Source organism: Acinetobacter legionensis, assembly GCF_048552295.1.
In the GTDB taxonomy this organism is placed as follows: Bacteria; Pseudomonadota; Gammaproteobacteria; order Pseudomonadales; family Moraxellaceae; genus Acinetobacter.
The window spans coordinates 81,159-96,666 of the sequence record NZ_JBIMCW010000011.1; the positions used below are offsets into that span (position 1 = coordinate 81,159).

The window sequence follows — 15,508 nt, forward strand, 5'->3', positions numbered from 1 at the left end:
TCAATAATTCGACTATTATTGAAACAGTTACCAAATTACTCAATAAGTTTGCTGTTAAAATAGGCATCAAAACGACAAGCATCACCTTGCCATTGATGATCGGTTGCCTGATCATTTAAAAATACAGCCAGTCTAGGACGTTTTACCACAACTCGCTTCGCAATTTGCCGTGCTAGGACTAAAAGATGATCGCCTAAATCCATTTCACCATCTTCTGGTAAAAGCATGTGTAATAGCTGCATTTGCTTTTTGACTTGAGCCTGTTTTTTTATGGCTTGCTGATTTTGATCCCGTTGCGGAAACATCGGATCTAAATAAACAACATCAACAGTTTGATGCGTGATTATCAATTGTTGTAAATATTCAGCTGAATCAGAAAAAACCAAATCAATACGCTCAACAACTTTGGCTAAAAATGGATCGTTTTCTAGCTGTTTTTTTGAATCTTCCAGTAAAGTAAATAAAATTGGATGACGTTCGATCAGGGTTATTTTTGCCCCTAAATGTGCCATCAATAATGCGTCATGTCCTAGACCCGCAGTTGCATCAATTAAGTTTGGTTTTTCTGAAATACTACATGCCCGTGCAATCATTTCAGATTTTAAACTGGCACGTTTTAAACGTGGGATTTCAGCTTTCCAGTCAGGTTGCATTTTCATGCCATTGGCGCACAGGCTTAAACCTTGTTCATCGACACACAAGGCAAGTTCAGGGTTCAGCCTTAAAAACCGTGCATTGAGGTTTTCAATTGTTGCAATGTTTACTATGACACCACGTAAAGAAAGCACAGTTTGGTAGGACTGTGCTTTCTCAAAAAATGTGGATTCAGTAAATAAGCGAATTTCGCTTACCATAATTTCCAACCTGTTAATGCAAACAATAAAATCAACAAACCTGAAGCAATACGATACCAAGCAAAGACCATGAAATCACGCTTAGAAACATAAGCCACCAAAATACGGATCAAAATTAAAGCAGAAACAAAAGAAACGATAAGACCCACAAAGAATACAGTCCAATCTTGTGTCGTTTCATAAATATGGTAATTCTTAAAAAGATCTAATAAACCTGCGCCGACAATTACAGGTATGCCAAGGAAAAATGAAAATTCAGTCGCAGCCTTACGGGATACACCCAACATCATGCCACCAATAATGGTTGCACCTGAGCGTGAAGTTCCCGGAATAAGCGCCAATACTTGGATTAAACCAATATAAATGGCTTCTTTAATAGAAATATTATCCACTTCAACTGCATTGACTTTTGGAGGATTTTTTTCAACCCACCAAATGATTAAACCACCGACAATCAAACCAATCGCAACAGAAATATCATTAAACAGCAGCTCTTTTACGATATCCCCAAATGTCAAGCCAACAAGCATAATTGGAATAGAGGCCGCAATAATACTGATCCCAAGATGACGGCCTCTCGGTTCACCTGAAAACAAACCAGTTGCTGCGCCCCAAAGCTTGCTCCAATACTCATAAATCACTGCAGCGATCGCGCCCATTTGAATGGCAACAACAAATAAATCACTCTTTTCTTTGGTCCAGAAATTCATTAGCTCGGATGCAAGAATTAAATGCCCTGTACTTGAAATAGGTAAGAATTCGGTAATACCTTCAACAATACCCATAATGGCTGCTTTGAGTAGCAGTAAAAGATCCATTGTGAAATCCTAAAAATTAAAGCGAAAAACGATTATGGTTTACCTTGTTCTGGAATTTTCTTCCATGCATTATCACGTAAATATACAGGTAAGGCCTGCTCTGCACTGAACCATTGCTTTTGCAGTGCATTTTGACGCGCAATTGTGGCAATATCATCAGCGGAAGCAGCAATTTGTTGAAACGCTATTGCCTCAACATTCACCAAAGCTGAACCTGAACCGATCAAGATATATTTTTGATATTCCGCAGCGTGTTGATAGTCCAATAATTTTTCTTCGTCTACAAGTTGCATAATGTTATTTTGGTCAAGCTTAAAACTTGCCATATAGACTTCCTGCATACGCGCATCTAAAACAGCGGTCACTTCAGTCAATTGGGCCTGACGATAAGCAGCTTGAGCCAGCGCTTGCAAGGTTGAAACTGGAATCACAGGAATATCATTTGCCCATGCCAAAGCTTGAGTCACAGCTGCATTGATACGTACACCACTAAAAGAGCCTGGTCCACGACTAAATGCAATTGCAGTCAAGTCTTTATTGGAAATTTTATTTTGCTCAAAACCTTGCTCAATCATCGGCAAAATGGTTTGAGTTTGTGCTTTTGCTCGCGTATCAAGTTGAAAATAGAGTGTTTGAGTTTCATCAACAATCGAAACGGAACACTGCTCATTGGCAGTTTCCAATGCCAGCAATTTCATGCACAACCTTACCATGTTAAAAATGTTGCCTATGATACTCCACTCATTTCAATAGCGCGAGAGCTTAGAGATAAAGCCTGTCAGATAAAATCCATTAGATCAAAATAATCTATAAAAATGCCAAGACATTGTGCTTGGCATTTAAGTGACAAATTTTAAAACTAATCATTTATTCAAATTTAAACTCTTCTAAATCAATAAAATTCTTGTAATGGGAGGCATAATGCAAAGCACTCATTTTTAATAAGTTCTCCGCATTCTCATCCAAAGTTCTCACGACTTTACCCGGCGAACCCACCACCAAGGAATTATCAGGAATAACTTTACCTTCTGGAATCAAACTATTTGCACCTATGATACAATTTTTACCAATCACAGCATGATTTAAAACTACAGCGTTAATACCAATTAAACTATTATCGCCTATCGTACAACCATGCAACATGGCTTGATGCCCGATGGTCACATAATCGCCAACGATTAATTCAATCCCTGTATCTGTATGTAAAACGGCATTTTCTTGAACATTACTAAAATTCCCAATATGAATTTTAGCGTTGTCCGCACGAATGACTGCACCAAACCATACACTGACTTGTTGCCCGAGTTCCACTTGGCCAATCACTGTAGCATTATCCGCAATCCAACCATCAAAAGGTGCATGTAAAGCTTGTGGTGCAAAACCTTTAAATTTATACATCATGGTATTACATTCCTTTGAGATATTTTGAGACCATTGACTTTGATCATAACTTTTTAGCATTACTTCTTATTGAATATTTGTGACTTAAAAGATGGAGAGTTCAATAAAAACGGCCAGTTTTTTTGATAATCCAAACCATATTTAAATAATGAAATCAGAATTCGAGCGGTTAAACCCCAAATGATTTCATTTTCAATTCTTAAACTGGGAAAATACACCGATTGATGTGCCAAACGTACTTCATAAGGAATAGGCTGTGATTCCATCATTTTTTTAATCGGGGCATAGAATATACGATCAATTTCACTTGGCTGAGCAATCAACTGAATGTCAGGCGGGATTAATCCCACCACAGGTTTTACCGTTATTCCACTTTTTGCCCGCTCCATGGGTAAATCACCAATCAGCTTGACATCAAATGGATTGAGTGCGGTTTCTTCCCATGCTTCTCGCAAAGCCACAACGATATTACTGGTATCATTTGGATCGCGTTTACCACCAGGAAAGGAAACTTCTCCAGCATGATTTGATAAGTAAGCAGAACGTCTTGTCAGCAAAATTTTAGGATCAGCTTCTTGAGTAATAGCAATGAGCACTGCGGCATTGGCTGGATAGGTTCTTTTGCCAAAACGTAATCTATTTTGCAATACTTGGGTTAGCTCATCATCCTTCATTGATCTCACTCTATCTTTTTGTTCTTGTTCTATCATATAGGAAATTTTATCGATAAGGCTATAAATGATGCGAAAGTAGAATTTTTCAGTTATGCTGAGTTATCTCACATTTTTAATGAAGCTTATGAGTTTTTGCAGTGCATGTGGTCATACAACCATAGAAAAAATTCCTTTAGGTGATCAAAAAATCCGTAAAGTTTGTACACACTGTGGCACCATTCATTATATTAACCCCAAAGTTATTTGTGGTGCACTGGCGATCTGGGAAAATAAAGTTTTACTCTGTCGGCGTGCTATTGAACCACGTTATGGACTATGGACTTTGCCTGCTGGTTATATGGAACTATTTGAAACCATGGAACAAGGCGCAGCTCGTGAAACACGTGAAGAATCTGAAGCTGAGGTTGAGATTGAACAGCTTTACTGCATGTATAATATTCCACGGATTGGGCAAGTTTATGTTTTATTTAAAACACAAATAAAAGATGGTGTATTTGGTGCTGGTGAAGAAACCATTGAAAGTCGTTTATTTGATGAACATGAAATTCCTTGGAACGATTTAGCTTTTCCAAGTGTAGAACGCACCTTAAGACATTATTTTGAAGACCGTAAAACCAATACATTTCCAATGCATCTTGAAACTTTGGGCACTCGATTAGACCAAACAGGATAATATCGAATAGATATTCCTTTGATCAACTGCCCAGTATTAAAAATATGAGTAAAAAAGCCTCAATTCTAATCACTTGAATTGAGGCTTTTTAATCGACATAAATTACTTGGTTTTAATGCTATAACACTGCGGTAAACTTACAGTTAATGTCCCCGATAAACGTTTCGCTAACTCTTTTTGCTCAGCTGTAACTTTCTCTTTATTTGCTTCAACATTGTTATAGATTGATTGATAAACTGCCTGTAGATTTACCCATGTTGCAGTAATCGTTTGATCCCCATTCCAACTGGTAATATTTACACCACTGGATGTGTTTTGTTCATTGATTAATCTCTGAAGATTTAAACGTATACCACCAGAAGATACAGATGCTTTGGCTAAATCATCATTAGATGAACCGCTAGTTGGTGTAATCACTAATGTTTCATTTAAACCTGCTAATGCACCATCAAGGCTGCCAAATACAGGATTTGCTAAAATCATACGCATTGTAATCGACTTTTCAACATTCCCATTAATATAGGCTGTACCTGTGGTTCCAATACGATATTGTTGTACCCCTGTTTCTTTGTCAATATAAGTGCTTGGATCTACATCAGCACATGTATCTGAATTTAGAGCACTATTTTTACCTAAATTGGTACGTATATCTCCATTTTCATCAATCACAATACCGAGTGTTTGCGTATTTGGAGAAACTTCTTTGTTATCAAACGTAAATGTAATATTTGCATACAGTGGGAAGTAATATTTTTCACCAGTTTTTACTGTATTTTTAGTCAGGAAAACTTTGCGATCTAAGTAATTAGCAGGATTAGTTTTATAAATATCAATCCCCCCAGAAAGCTGATCACCATTTAAAGTTTGACGCCATTTCCCGTATACTGTTGGATCGGTAGGTGCTGTTGTTGCGCCTGTTGCTCGCTTATACATATACTCTGTGCCAGCAACATTGGTATTATTCAGCAAAGCTCCCTGATAAATTTCAAGTTTATCCGTTGAACTTTGATCTTTTTTAAACACAAGTGGAGATGTAATTTTACGTGTGAGTGGGTTAATCCAACCTTGTTGGGCATTTACATTAAGTTTTTGTGGAACAACTTGATTTAGCAGTAAAAATTTTAACAGTGAGTCAGCAATTGTACTCTCTTCCACTTTTTGAGGTACGCCAACCCATTGCATAGCATATCCTGAGGTATAGCCTTGACGGTCAGTAACAACATACATGTTGGCAATAGATTCATTCTTGGTACTTAAATCACTTTTACCTGTAAAGCCTTGAATATCAACGTTCGCACCACTAAATATAAGGAAATTTGTCGAATAAATATTAACCAGTGACTGTTGAACCAAACGTTGCGCAGTCGCAATTGCCGAAGCCTCATTAACAGCTTCTACATTGATCCATGGTTTTAGTTTTGCAACATAACTGCCATTAATAAAATCAGTTACGACAATATTGGCATCAACTGCTTTTAAATTATTTTTAATATTATCTGATAATTCAATTGGTTGTACATCCCCTATTTGATTGGCATCCTGTTCCAATCCTATCGCTTGGAAAACTCGGACCAACCCAACCATCACCTTGAACGTATCATCACTCATGGTCATACTTTCTGGTTGTTTACCTGTCATGGCACTTGCAATATCAATCAAGCCAATAGCAGCAGGTTGACCACGAACTTTCAACGGACGAATTTTTGCAAGATCAACATCACCTAAAATGATTTTTCTTTCCGATTCAGAACCTTGGATAAAGAACTTCGCTTTATCTCCAATTAAACAACCACCAAGTGCTAACCCACCCTCAAGTTTAGTTACATAATGATTTTTCGTATCGGTACTACAATCAAAATTTAAACCATCAACAGGATAGTCAACATAAAAACCTAAACATTTTTCTGTAGTATCAGCATCACAACCATTTGAATACGTTTTAATGCCTTTATAAGGATCTTCATTCACTGTCGAACTTTCACCGCCACAACCTGCGAGTGCTAAGCCTAAACTCGTTAAAACGAAAGGGGCTAATAATCTTTTTTTCATATTTTCATCCTTACTGAATAACACTCAGCTTAATTTGTCCATGATTTGTTAACTGTTTATTTTCCACATCTAATGCTGAGGATAATGGTGTTAAAAATAGATATACTGCCTGATCAGGTTTTCTTAAAACGCCTTCCATCGCTGCGTATTGTAAATTATTGTCGTGAGATTCATCATTTTTAAAACCACTCACACCTTCAAGGACACAACCTTGTCCATCTAAAAATACAACTAATGGCCAATAATAACTTTGGATCTTTGAAGAAGATGCATACGATGTTAATAATACATTTTGCACTTTAGGGTCTAATTTCACCACTTCATAGGCAAAACTTTCTTTAATTGGTGCGACTGGCCAAAGCCCAATTTCTTGATTTTTTATTGATAAATCTTTCGCTTTAACTAATTTTTTTCCAGAGAAACATGATTGTTCTAAATTTTGAACAACCTCATCTTTAGCTAAACGAAAATAGGTAGAAGATAAAACAACGGGCTTCTTTTCTTCAGATTCTGAATTCCCACGAATACGGTTTAAAAGACTCGCACTAAGCCCTTTTTGTCGTTCAATAGTTTCATATCGCCCATGAACTGCGCCAATTTCTGGCGTCATATAAAATCTTTTTTTACCTTCTAAATTGAATTCGCGATCTTCTAAATACTCATTATTTACATATTTTTCACCATCAATGACAGTAAAATGCTGATCTTCTACAGGTTGAGTATTTTTCAGCACAACCTCTTGATTGATCTTTACTTCATCTTGGCGTGGTGTACTCTCTTTCGCTAGTTTTTCGACTTTATTTTTTTGTTGAACAGTACTAATGGGCTTCCGTGAAGACTGTTCGACGACAAGTTGAGGAGTTGTTTTTCGTGATACTGACGATGAAGACTGATCTGTTGCCGGAACAGGATTCATTTGAGCTTTAGCTTTGTTGTTATCCATTAAAGGAGGTTGGCTGGCAGGCTGAGAAGTCGGAACAGTCAATGAAGCACTCTTCGGCTCAATCTCTTTCTGATTATGTTTAACTACAGGTAGGGTTTCTATCCCTTGCACATTTGGCTTTATAACTTTAGTTTCTTGTATTTGTTTAGTTTCTTGTATTTGTTTGTTTTTTTGCTTTACTTCCCCTTTGGGACTAGTTTCAGGCTTCTGAACAATCATTGGATGCCCATCAGGGCCAATAATGGTATAAAAATTGGCAGCATAAGAAACAGATGTGGCTGAGCTAAAACTTAAAGCTAGCCACAAAGAGGTTACGACAGTTTTTTTTTCAAGGTTTAAACGCATTACCATCTCGTTCTGTAGTTAATCCCTAGAATTGTAACTTTTGTATTGGTTTTTACATTTAAACCAGCATAAGGGTTCAGTAGCAAGTTATCTACCCCTGTTTTGTTTGCCAAACTACTTGTGTTTGCAGGAATATTATCTCGACTACGCAGGAAACCCACAGACAAGTCAATATCCGTATCTTCATCAAAACGATAGCCCAAACCTAAACCAAATAATTGCGCATTGTTAATCGGAACCATGGTATTACGCTTATCATCTGGGATTGCACTAGCACGAGGTTCATAACCTGCACGAAGCTTTAAGCGATCATTTGCAGAATACTCAACACCGATACCCCAACTCCATGGAGACTTAAAGCCCAATGGAAAAGCCAATGATGTATCTGTAACTTGATTAGATAATAATTTTGCAATTTTTAATGCTGAAATTTGCCGATCGAATTCGAACTGAAACTTTTCCCATGCTTTAAAATCTGTCCAGCCCACGTCAAAGTTTACCTGTAAATCAGGTAAAACCTTATATTTTATCCCCGCTTGGAAGTGAGCTGGATATTCCAAATCCATTGAAATCAAACCAGATTCAGTTGGTGGGATATAACCAGGAAAACCTAAAATCGCAGCAAGAATTTGCCCTGTTGCCGAAGAGTTCAAACCTTTTATCAGCTCTCGTGGTGCATTAGCATTGTCGATAAAGTATTTACCTTTCATACGCATTTTAGCTGAGCTTTGATAAACCATACCAAAACCAAAATTCTCTGTAGGTTCCCACATTAAGCCTAAGTTATAACTTGGACTTAAACTCTGCTCCAGACTAACCTGCATTTTTCCGAATTGGCCAAAAGGATTCATTCCTTCATCGGCATTACAAATACCAAATAGCAGGAGGTCAGTAATCACATTTGAATTATTTCGGAAAGGACCACAAACAGACTCATCAATCATTCGTAAAACGCCGATCATTTCATTCGGAAATCTTAAATCGGTTTTTAATGCCATTGCGTTATATGACATTCCTATTGAAGCACCAATAGACAGTTCATCACTGACTTGGTAGGCAACAGATGGAGATAAGTAGGTTATCCTTTCAATCGCAACTTGTTGCCCCATAAAATTACCAGGATTGCCATCTTCCGAACCAAAGCCTGCAACCATTGGAGCATATGCAGCTGTTGCATAGGTCAATTTTGAGCCAGGGGGATTATAAGAAATACCACCCGTTGGTGCTAAAACTGGCCAACCGGGCCCCAAATCCACCACTTTCTTTAGAATAGGAATATATAAACTTGCGTATTCCACGTCCCCACGCACTGAATCCTTATAATCTGTACAAAGACTTGAAGGATTATCTGGCGTATCATTACAGATGAGAGGATCATCAGAATACCCAAACACGTTATAACCAGGAGGGGCTGAAAATTCACGCTGTACATCAAAGTTTGCAATAATTCCCTGTACATCAGTTTGCAAACCTTTGAGTTTAGTTAACCCGGCAGGGTTAAAATGAATCGCACTGATCCCCGGTGGGTCTGCAGTTACCGCATTCCCCATTGTTAATGAGCGTATATCTACAGATAGGTTAAGTCCTAAATGTGCAAATACTTGAGTCGAACACCCTGTTAATAAAATCGCTGTAACTAATGGGCGCAAACGTATGTTTTTCATACTTTACACTCCTTTAGTGAGCTTTCTTCTTACCGAAGCCTAAGATGTCCAATGGGAAAGACAAGCCAAGTGAAATATCTGGTGAATCTTCAGTTAAACCAATACCCAATGTTCCATTTACAATCGTATCTGGATTAACACGAACCCCTAAAGCAATTGAAAACATTCCACTAGATTGGTCAGCTGCTTTATATGAATCTGCAAGTCCCTCTGTTGGTTTATATTTAAATGAAGTATTCATATTAAATGATTGTTGGTATGACATAGTCATCGAAACATCATAGTTAAATGAATATGCAAAACCAAAAGAGAAACCACCTGTCATACCAGGATCAAACTCTTCTAAAACGCGTTGATAAGTCTGATCCCCACCTTGCCCATTAGCATTACCTCCACCACGGACTTGATTCAAGCCAGTTTCTTTAAATCCATAATTAGCAGAAACAGAGGCAAAGAGTACGACTGGATCGATATATTTACGGGTACTTGCACCGACTCCTACTGAATAATACCCTTTACCTGTTGAAAGGTCTTTTTCAGGGTTTATTTCATATGGACTGTCACCAGTTTTGGTCGATAAGCTACCAAATAAAATTAAAGGTAATCGTCCTGCTTTCAGTGGGAAAGGTTCCCAACGAGCACCTAAATTAATATCCCCCAAACCTGCAGCCGTGGCATCTTTCAAGCTATCTGATTTGGCAATAAAAGGGATAGATGCGGTAAAGGTTAAATTATCCCGTACCCCATACTGCGCAGTAAAAGTATTACTGATGGTATGGCTAGCATCCTCATCAACACGGAGCTGGTAGGCTGTTCCTTCATTAATCCCTAAATTTAACTGTGAATCACGATAGTATGAATAATCTAAATCATAAAAAGTTGAGATTTCACCCTTTTTAATTAAAGAGTATTGACGCTCATTAGATGTAAAAACTTCTTGTAAATTAGTTTCTTGTGAGGCATCGCCTTCTTTTTTCTGTAATGCTTCTGCCGCTTGCGTACCAGGCTTAGGTGCTAAAGATTTTGTTTCATCTTTATTAATTATTACATCTTCTTTAACATCTGTAACAGGAACTGTTTGGCTCGTGTTTTCAGAACTGTTATTGTCTGTGCTTGTAGCCTGATCTACTGCAACCTCAGCACTTGTATCTGTCTCCGCTGCATATAAACTTCCAATTGCAAACTGAATACTCATTGCAAGTAAAGTTCTTTTCATCCATTGATTATTCATATTATTCCTATTCCAAAAATCCAATTCAGTTATGTAATTTTTAATCCATCTTTACTTACGTTTATAATAGAGTCGCATATAGGATGTAATTGGCTGATTGTATGTCGCAGACTTGGTATCTTGGTCAATCACCTTACGCATCGTAGAAGCCTTATCGGCTAATTTATTGGTATAATCGGTTGAATATTGTGCTTCAACTAAAGCATAGCGGTTAATAGTTGCATCATCCACATGGCGCATATCGGCATCCTGTAAGGCCAACATATTCCGTTGTTGATCTTTAGGAGCATTGATCACAAATAATGTGTTGTTTTCCCAAACGTCCTTAAATCGCTCTTGATCAAAACTAATATTCCCCAATGCAGGATCCGCGACATAAACTCGGCCATCTTTATATGCTTTAAATACAACAAAATGTTTAAAACCAGCATAAGAAATCGGAACAATTACGGGTTGATTTTGGTTGATTAAATCGGTGAACTCCCCCTTATAACCACCACTCTCATATCCAATTGCAGCAACAAAACGCTTCATATCCAGCAATGAGAAACTTCGACGCTCAATAATACGATTGTATTCTCCAAAGCGTAATAAGCCTTCCATGGTTTGCTGTTCAGTTAAATTTGTCCCAACATAACCATTTAACAGTGTTGTTAATGCAGCAGAACCACAGCTATAGTCATATGCTTGACGTACAATGCCACGGAATTGATTTTCCAAGGCGGGTTTAACATGTACCATTTCACGATGGTTACGTGTAAACGATTTATCTCTGGAATCCGCAAGCTCAGTATAGTAAATTGCATCCTTTGGCTTGGGTTTCACATCTAGGGCATGGTTGGCAAAATAATACATTAATGCCGAACCTAAAGTAATTTCTAACATAATTTTAACTATCAAGTATCGGCAATATTTTGCCTAAAGTGCTGATTTTATTTTTAGAGTGAACACTCTACTTCCCTGTGATTAGAAGATAACGTTTTTTGAAAAAAAAAACAGTTTTTTTTTCAACTTTTGTCGCTTTTACTCAGCTTTTTTGTAAAAAAAAGACGCATGCGTTGCATGCGTCTTTCATTTTCTAATAACTAAACTTAGTGACCAGAAATTGTGATCACAGCACCTGGAGTTGTACCAGCACTACCGTTATAAACTTTCAAACCACTAATCGCAATATCACCAATTGAAGCTGCTGACGCACTACCCAGTTGAATTTTTTGAATATAAATATCAGTCGGTTTAGTCATCGCTGTAATTTGAAGACCATCTGCAGTAGCACCGCTCACACCTGTTGCTCGTACAGCAATAGCTGCATCAGTAGATAAGTTATTAGAACCTGTATCTGTCAATTTAATTGATCCAAGAACAATATCACCACCACCACCAGTTGATGCATCATGCAATGAAAGATTACTAATTGTTAAACCACCAGTCATGCTACCAGCCAATTTAATCATCGCACCTTGTGGAGTGTTACCCAATTGGATATTTGCAGCAGTTTTACCCGTAGTCAAAGTTAAACCATTTAAAATAGTTGCAGTACCAGTACCCACTTTATAAGGGCTTGTAGTAGTCGTTGCATCTACATCATTAACTTCAATTTTACCCAAAGAAATATTTAAACCTGAAACCGCAGCACCAATATTTAGGAATGGACTACCCGCATTACCATCAGTATCAATAGTAATATCTGCCAAATTATGGCTTTGTAATAAAGATGCAGTATTTGCAGTTAATACAATATTATTAATTGTTATTGCACCAGCTGTTGCCGTACCACCCGTGATAGCTGTCCCATCGGTAGTACCATTTACACCATCCGCCAATTTAGCTGTTGCAGATAAACCATCACCATCAAACACATGAACTTTATCAATTTCAACTTTTGAAATACCAATTCCAATAGAAATACCATCTTGACCAGTTGTTGCACTGAGTGCTGCATCATCCATTGCTTGCATTGCCATTGCATTTGAACTGATAGCGATAGCTGAAACCAAAGCAAGTTTAGTAAATAATTTCATAACCTGTACTCTCCCAAGAGCATTTTTTTTCATTTTTAACCACTCTCCGTAGTTCCCTGTTGTTTTAGTTGTTTTACAACTTAGAACACCAATCCTTGAGTAGTCCGTTTTGCCCTTTTAAATTAACTGTATGTTACTTTTTGTTCAACTGCTGTTTATCAAAAAGCCAATTAAACCGATAAACGGTAAACACTTTTATAAGTCCTATTTTCAGGTAGAATAATGCTTTACAAACCCTTTTCGCGCTCGAGTTAAACCTCCCTATGTTTCGGAAGTTATTAGATTTTCCATCAAATGGCATTGCAGATTTATTACACCGACTTGATTCATTATTCGGTTGTATCTATTTAAAAAACTCAGGTGAAGACATTATTGCTTTTTCACCTGAACAATATTGCATTTCAATCCAGCAACAACTTTTTAGCTATTCAAGAAATCATTTTACACATTATCAAAAAGACAAAACCAATCCTTCTTTGAATCACTTTTTTAATTTCACAACTCAATCTGCCCCAAAAACACAGCATACTTTTCAGGGGGGATATATGGGTTTTATTGATTACAACTATGCCAGTCGGCAACACATTGACGCTAATACAAAATCTCAACCCAATTTTTATGTGGGGATTTATAAAACCTTTATTAAACAAGAAAAAGGGCAATTATTTTTTTATAGTTTAGAAGCTTGCGCAGAAGCATTTTTTAAATTTATACAACAGTTATTAGCAACACAATCCTTAAATAATCAAAAATTTAAACTTTTATCAAAATGTAGTGCGACTTGGACAAAATCACAATATGATCAAGCATTTGCACAAATTCAAAAATATATTAAAGCTGGTGATTGTTATCAGATTAATTTAACTCAAGAATTCATAGGAAAAGCAAACGGTTCACTGTTAGATACAGCCGAAAATTTTTGGAAACTCACTGATGCCCCTTATTCAGGTTATTTAAAAATTGATGATTTTGAGTTACTCAGTTGTTCACCTGAGTTATTTATTGATTTCGAGACTGATCGTAAAATCACCACCAAACCCATTAAAGGGACAATGCCTCGTTATGACGATCCAATTTTAGATGAGCAGTCAAAAAATACCTTGATTCACTCTGAAAAAGATCAGGCTGAAAATGTCATGATTGTGGACTTATTACGCAATGATTTAAGTGTATATGCTGAAACAGGTTCAGTAAAAACCCCAAAACTGTTTAATATTGAATCTTTTAAGCAGGTACATCATATGGTAAGTGAAGTCACTGCGACCTTAAAATCGGATGTAAATCCATTTGAGGTTTTATTCACCGCACTACCAGGCGGTTCAATTACCGGCGCACCCAAAATTCGCGCGATGCAAATTATTGAAGAACTCGAAAGTGCACCAAGAGGTGCTTATTGCGGCTCACTGGGGTATTTTAATTTTGATGGAACTGGTTCTTGGAATATTTTGATTCGTTCAATTCAAAAATATCAAGATGAAGTTTCATTGTGGGCAGGTGGTGGGATCACCATTGCTTCAGATTGTAATGCAGAATATCAAGAATGTTTTGATAAAGTTTCTGCCATGCTAGATTTACTCAACACATGGCATCAACCTCAAAATGAATCCTAGACTAAAATGTCATGCTTTAGCGTATCAACAAGGCGTTGATTTTGTTCATCTGTACCAATAGTGATACGTAAGAATTGATCAATCCGTGGCTTATTAAAATATCGAACAATAATGCCATGTTCACGTAATGCTTTTGCCAATTCACCAGCATCTTTTGAGGGTAAACAAGCAAAAATAAAGTTGGCTGAGGATGGTAATACTTTAAATCCTAGCAACTCTAGATCTGCAACAAGTTTGTCACGACTTACAATCACTTTTTGACATTGTGCTGCAAAGTATTCTTGATCTTCAAATGATGCGACAGCTGCTGCAATTGCAAAACGATCAATTGGATAGGAGTTAAAGCTATTTTTTACAGCTTCCAATGCGGCGATCAAATGTGGCTGCGCAATTGCAAAGCCAACTCGTAAACCAGCTAAAGAGCGAGATTTTGAAGTGGTTTGACAAACGACTAAGTTTTCGTATTTTTCCACCAGATTCACGGCTGACTCAGCACCAAAATCTACATACGCTTCATCAATCACAACTACAGAATCTGGATTGGCTTGCAAGACTTGTTCAATTGCAGATATCTCTAATGCAATACTGGTTGGTGCATTGGGATTGGTAATGATAATCCCACCATTCGGCTGTTTATAATCAGCCACATCAATTTCAAAATTCTCATTTAAAGGCAAGATTTTAGTTTGGGTTGAAATTCCAAAAAACTGACTATAAACAGGATAAAAGCTATAGGTAATATCTGGGTATAGAATTGGCTTTTCTTGAACAAAAAATGCTTTAAAAATATGTGCTAAAACTTCATCCGAACCATTACCAACAAAGACATTTTTTACTGCTACATGCTGTTGCTTAGCAATCGCTTGTTTGAGTGCTGATGCATCTGGATCTGGATATAGGCGCAATACATCTGCTGAATCTATAAGTACAGACTGAACTGCTGCAACCACTTTTGGCGATGGTGGATATGGGTTTTCATTGGTATTCAGTTTTAATAAGTTTTGGATTTTAGGCTGCTCACCTGGGACATACGGTTCTAACTCACGTACTTCAGGACTCCAAAAACGCATTTGCTCAGGGCTAATATTTGGCATTTTTATCTCGTATTTTTTCTCACATGACTTACTTTATATAAGCGCTCTCACTCTAGGAGAGGGTTTGGGCATTTCAATAGAATCCCCAAACGTAAGTCAGTTAAATTTTTACGCCCTCATCCTCACCTTAT

General features: G+C 37.3%; 14 protein-coding genes. 2 read left to right on the top strand and 12 right to left on the bottom strand.

Annotated features, from left to right (window positions below; all coding sequences use genetic code 11):
- Nucleotides 1–35: 35 nt before the first annotated feature.
- The 5 genes from ACG916_RS10675 to ACG916_RS10695 all read right to left on the bottom strand — a co-directional run bounded on the left by ACG916_RS10675 (nt 36) and on the right by ACG916_RS10695 (nt 3,747).
- The gene (locus ACG916_RS10675) at nt 36–854 is read right to left on the bottom strand and encodes a class I SAM-dependent methyltransferase (protein ID WP_419328207.1); all 819 of its coding nucleotides are present in this window, start codon (nt 852–854) and stop codon (nt 36–38) included.
- A complete protein-coding gene (locus ACG916_RS10680) occupies nt 848–1,672 on the bottom strand; it encodes an undecaprenyl-diphosphate phosphatase (protein ID WP_419328206.1) in 825 nt (274 codons plus the stop codon). Before ACG916_RS10680 ends, ACG916_RS10675 begins: the two co-directional genes overlap by 7 nt.
- A 32-nt stretch (nt 1,673–1,704) precedes the next feature.
- Nucleotides 1,705–2,370 carry a tRNA (adenosine(37)-N6)-threonylcarbamoyltransferase complex dimerization subunit type 1 TsaB gene (tsaB, locus tag ACG916_RS10685; protein ID WP_419328205.1) on the bottom strand — a complete coding sequence of 222 codons (666 nt, stop codon included), beginning with the start codon at nt 2,368–2,370 and terminating at the stop codon, nt 1,705–1,707.
- Nucleotides 2,371–2,539: 169 nt separating this feature from the next.
- Nucleotides 2,540–3,073 carry a gamma carbonic anhydrase family protein gene (locus ACG916_RS10690; protein WP_336952083.1) on the bottom strand — a complete coding sequence of 178 codons (534 nt, stop codon included), beginning with the start codon at nt 3,071–3,073 and terminating at the stop codon, nt 2,540–2,542.
- 59 nt (nt 3,074–3,132) lie between these two features.
- A complete protein-coding gene (locus ACG916_RS10695) occupies nt 3,133–3,747 on the bottom strand; it encodes a CoA pyrophosphatase (protein WP_336952084.1) in 615 nt (204 codons plus the stop codon).
- Nucleotides 3,748–3,871: 124 nt separating this feature from the next.
- On the opposite strand from ACG916_RS10695, the gene ACG916_RS10700 reads away from it, so the two are divergent.
- A complete protein-coding gene (locus ACG916_RS10700; protein WP_336952085.1) occupies nt 3,872–4,420 on the top strand; it encodes an NUDIX hydrolase in 549 nt (182 codons plus the stop codon).
- A 102-nt stretch (nt 4,421–4,522) separates the two neighbouring features.
- Here ACG916_RS10700 and filF read toward each other — a convergent pair whose 3' ends face one another.
- The 6 genes from filF to filA form a co-directional block, all read right to left on the bottom strand.
- Nucleotides 4,523–6,469, bottom strand: coding sequence for a putative pilus system protein FilF (gene filF / locus ACG916_RS10705; RefSeq protein WP_419328204.1), 1,947 nt, complete (start codon nt 6,467–6,469; stop codon nt 4,523–4,525).
- A 10-nt stretch (nt 6,470–6,479) separates the two neighbouring features.
- Nucleotides 6,480–7,757 carry a putative pilus assembly protein FilE gene (filE, locus tag ACG916_RS10710; RefSeq protein WP_419328203.1) on the bottom strand — a complete coding sequence of 426 codons (1,278 nt, stop codon included), beginning with the start codon at nt 7,755–7,757 and terminating at the stop codon, nt 6,480–6,482.
- The gene (gene filD, locus ACG916_RS10715; RefSeq protein ID WP_336952088.1) at nt 7,757–9,421 is read right to left on the bottom strand and encodes a putative pilus system OmpP1/FadL family transporter FilD; all 1,665 of its coding nucleotides are present in this window, start codon (nt 9,419–9,421) and stop codon (nt 7,757–7,759) included. Before filD ends, filE begins: the two co-directional genes overlap by 1 nt.
- 13 nt (nt 9,422–9,434) lie before the next feature.
- Nucleotides 9,435–10,652 (bottom strand): putative pilus system protein FilC, encoded by a 1,218-nt coding sequence (gene filC / locus ACG916_RS10720; RefSeq protein WP_336952089.1) that lies wholly within the window; start codon nt 10,650–10,652, stop codon nt 9,435–9,437.
- Nucleotides 10,653–10,703: 51 nt separating this feature from the next.
- Nucleotides 10,704–11,537, bottom strand: a complete 834-nt coding sequence (gene filB / locus ACG916_RS10725) for a putative pilus system C39 family peptidase FilB (RefSeq protein WP_336952090.1) — start codon at nt 11,535–11,537, stop codon at nt 10,704–10,706.
- A gap of 206 nt (nt 11,538–11,743) precedes the next feature.
- Entirely contained in the window at nt 11,744–12,673 is a 930-nt protein-coding gene (gene filA / locus ACG916_RS10730; RefSeq protein WP_336952091.1) for a putative pilus system protein FilA, read from the bottom strand.
- Between the two features lie 263 nt (nt 12,674–12,936).
- On the opposite strand from filA, the gene ACG916_RS10735 reads away from it, so the two are divergent.
- Entirely contained in the window at nt 12,937–14,283 is a 1,347-nt protein-coding gene (locus ACG916_RS10735; RefSeq protein ID WP_419330486.1) for an anthranilate synthase component I family protein, read from the top strand.
- On the opposite strand, the gene hisC is transcribed toward ACG916_RS10735, so the two are convergent.
- Nucleotides 14,280–15,377, bottom strand: a complete 1,098-nt coding sequence (hisC, locus tag ACG916_RS10740; protein WP_419328201.1) for a histidinol-phosphate transaminase — start codon at nt 15,375–15,377, stop codon at nt 14,280–14,282. The two genes, ACG916_RS10735 and hisC, sit on opposite strands and share 4 nt — an antisense overlap.
- Between the last annotated feature and the right edge of the window lie 131 nt (nt 15,378–15,508).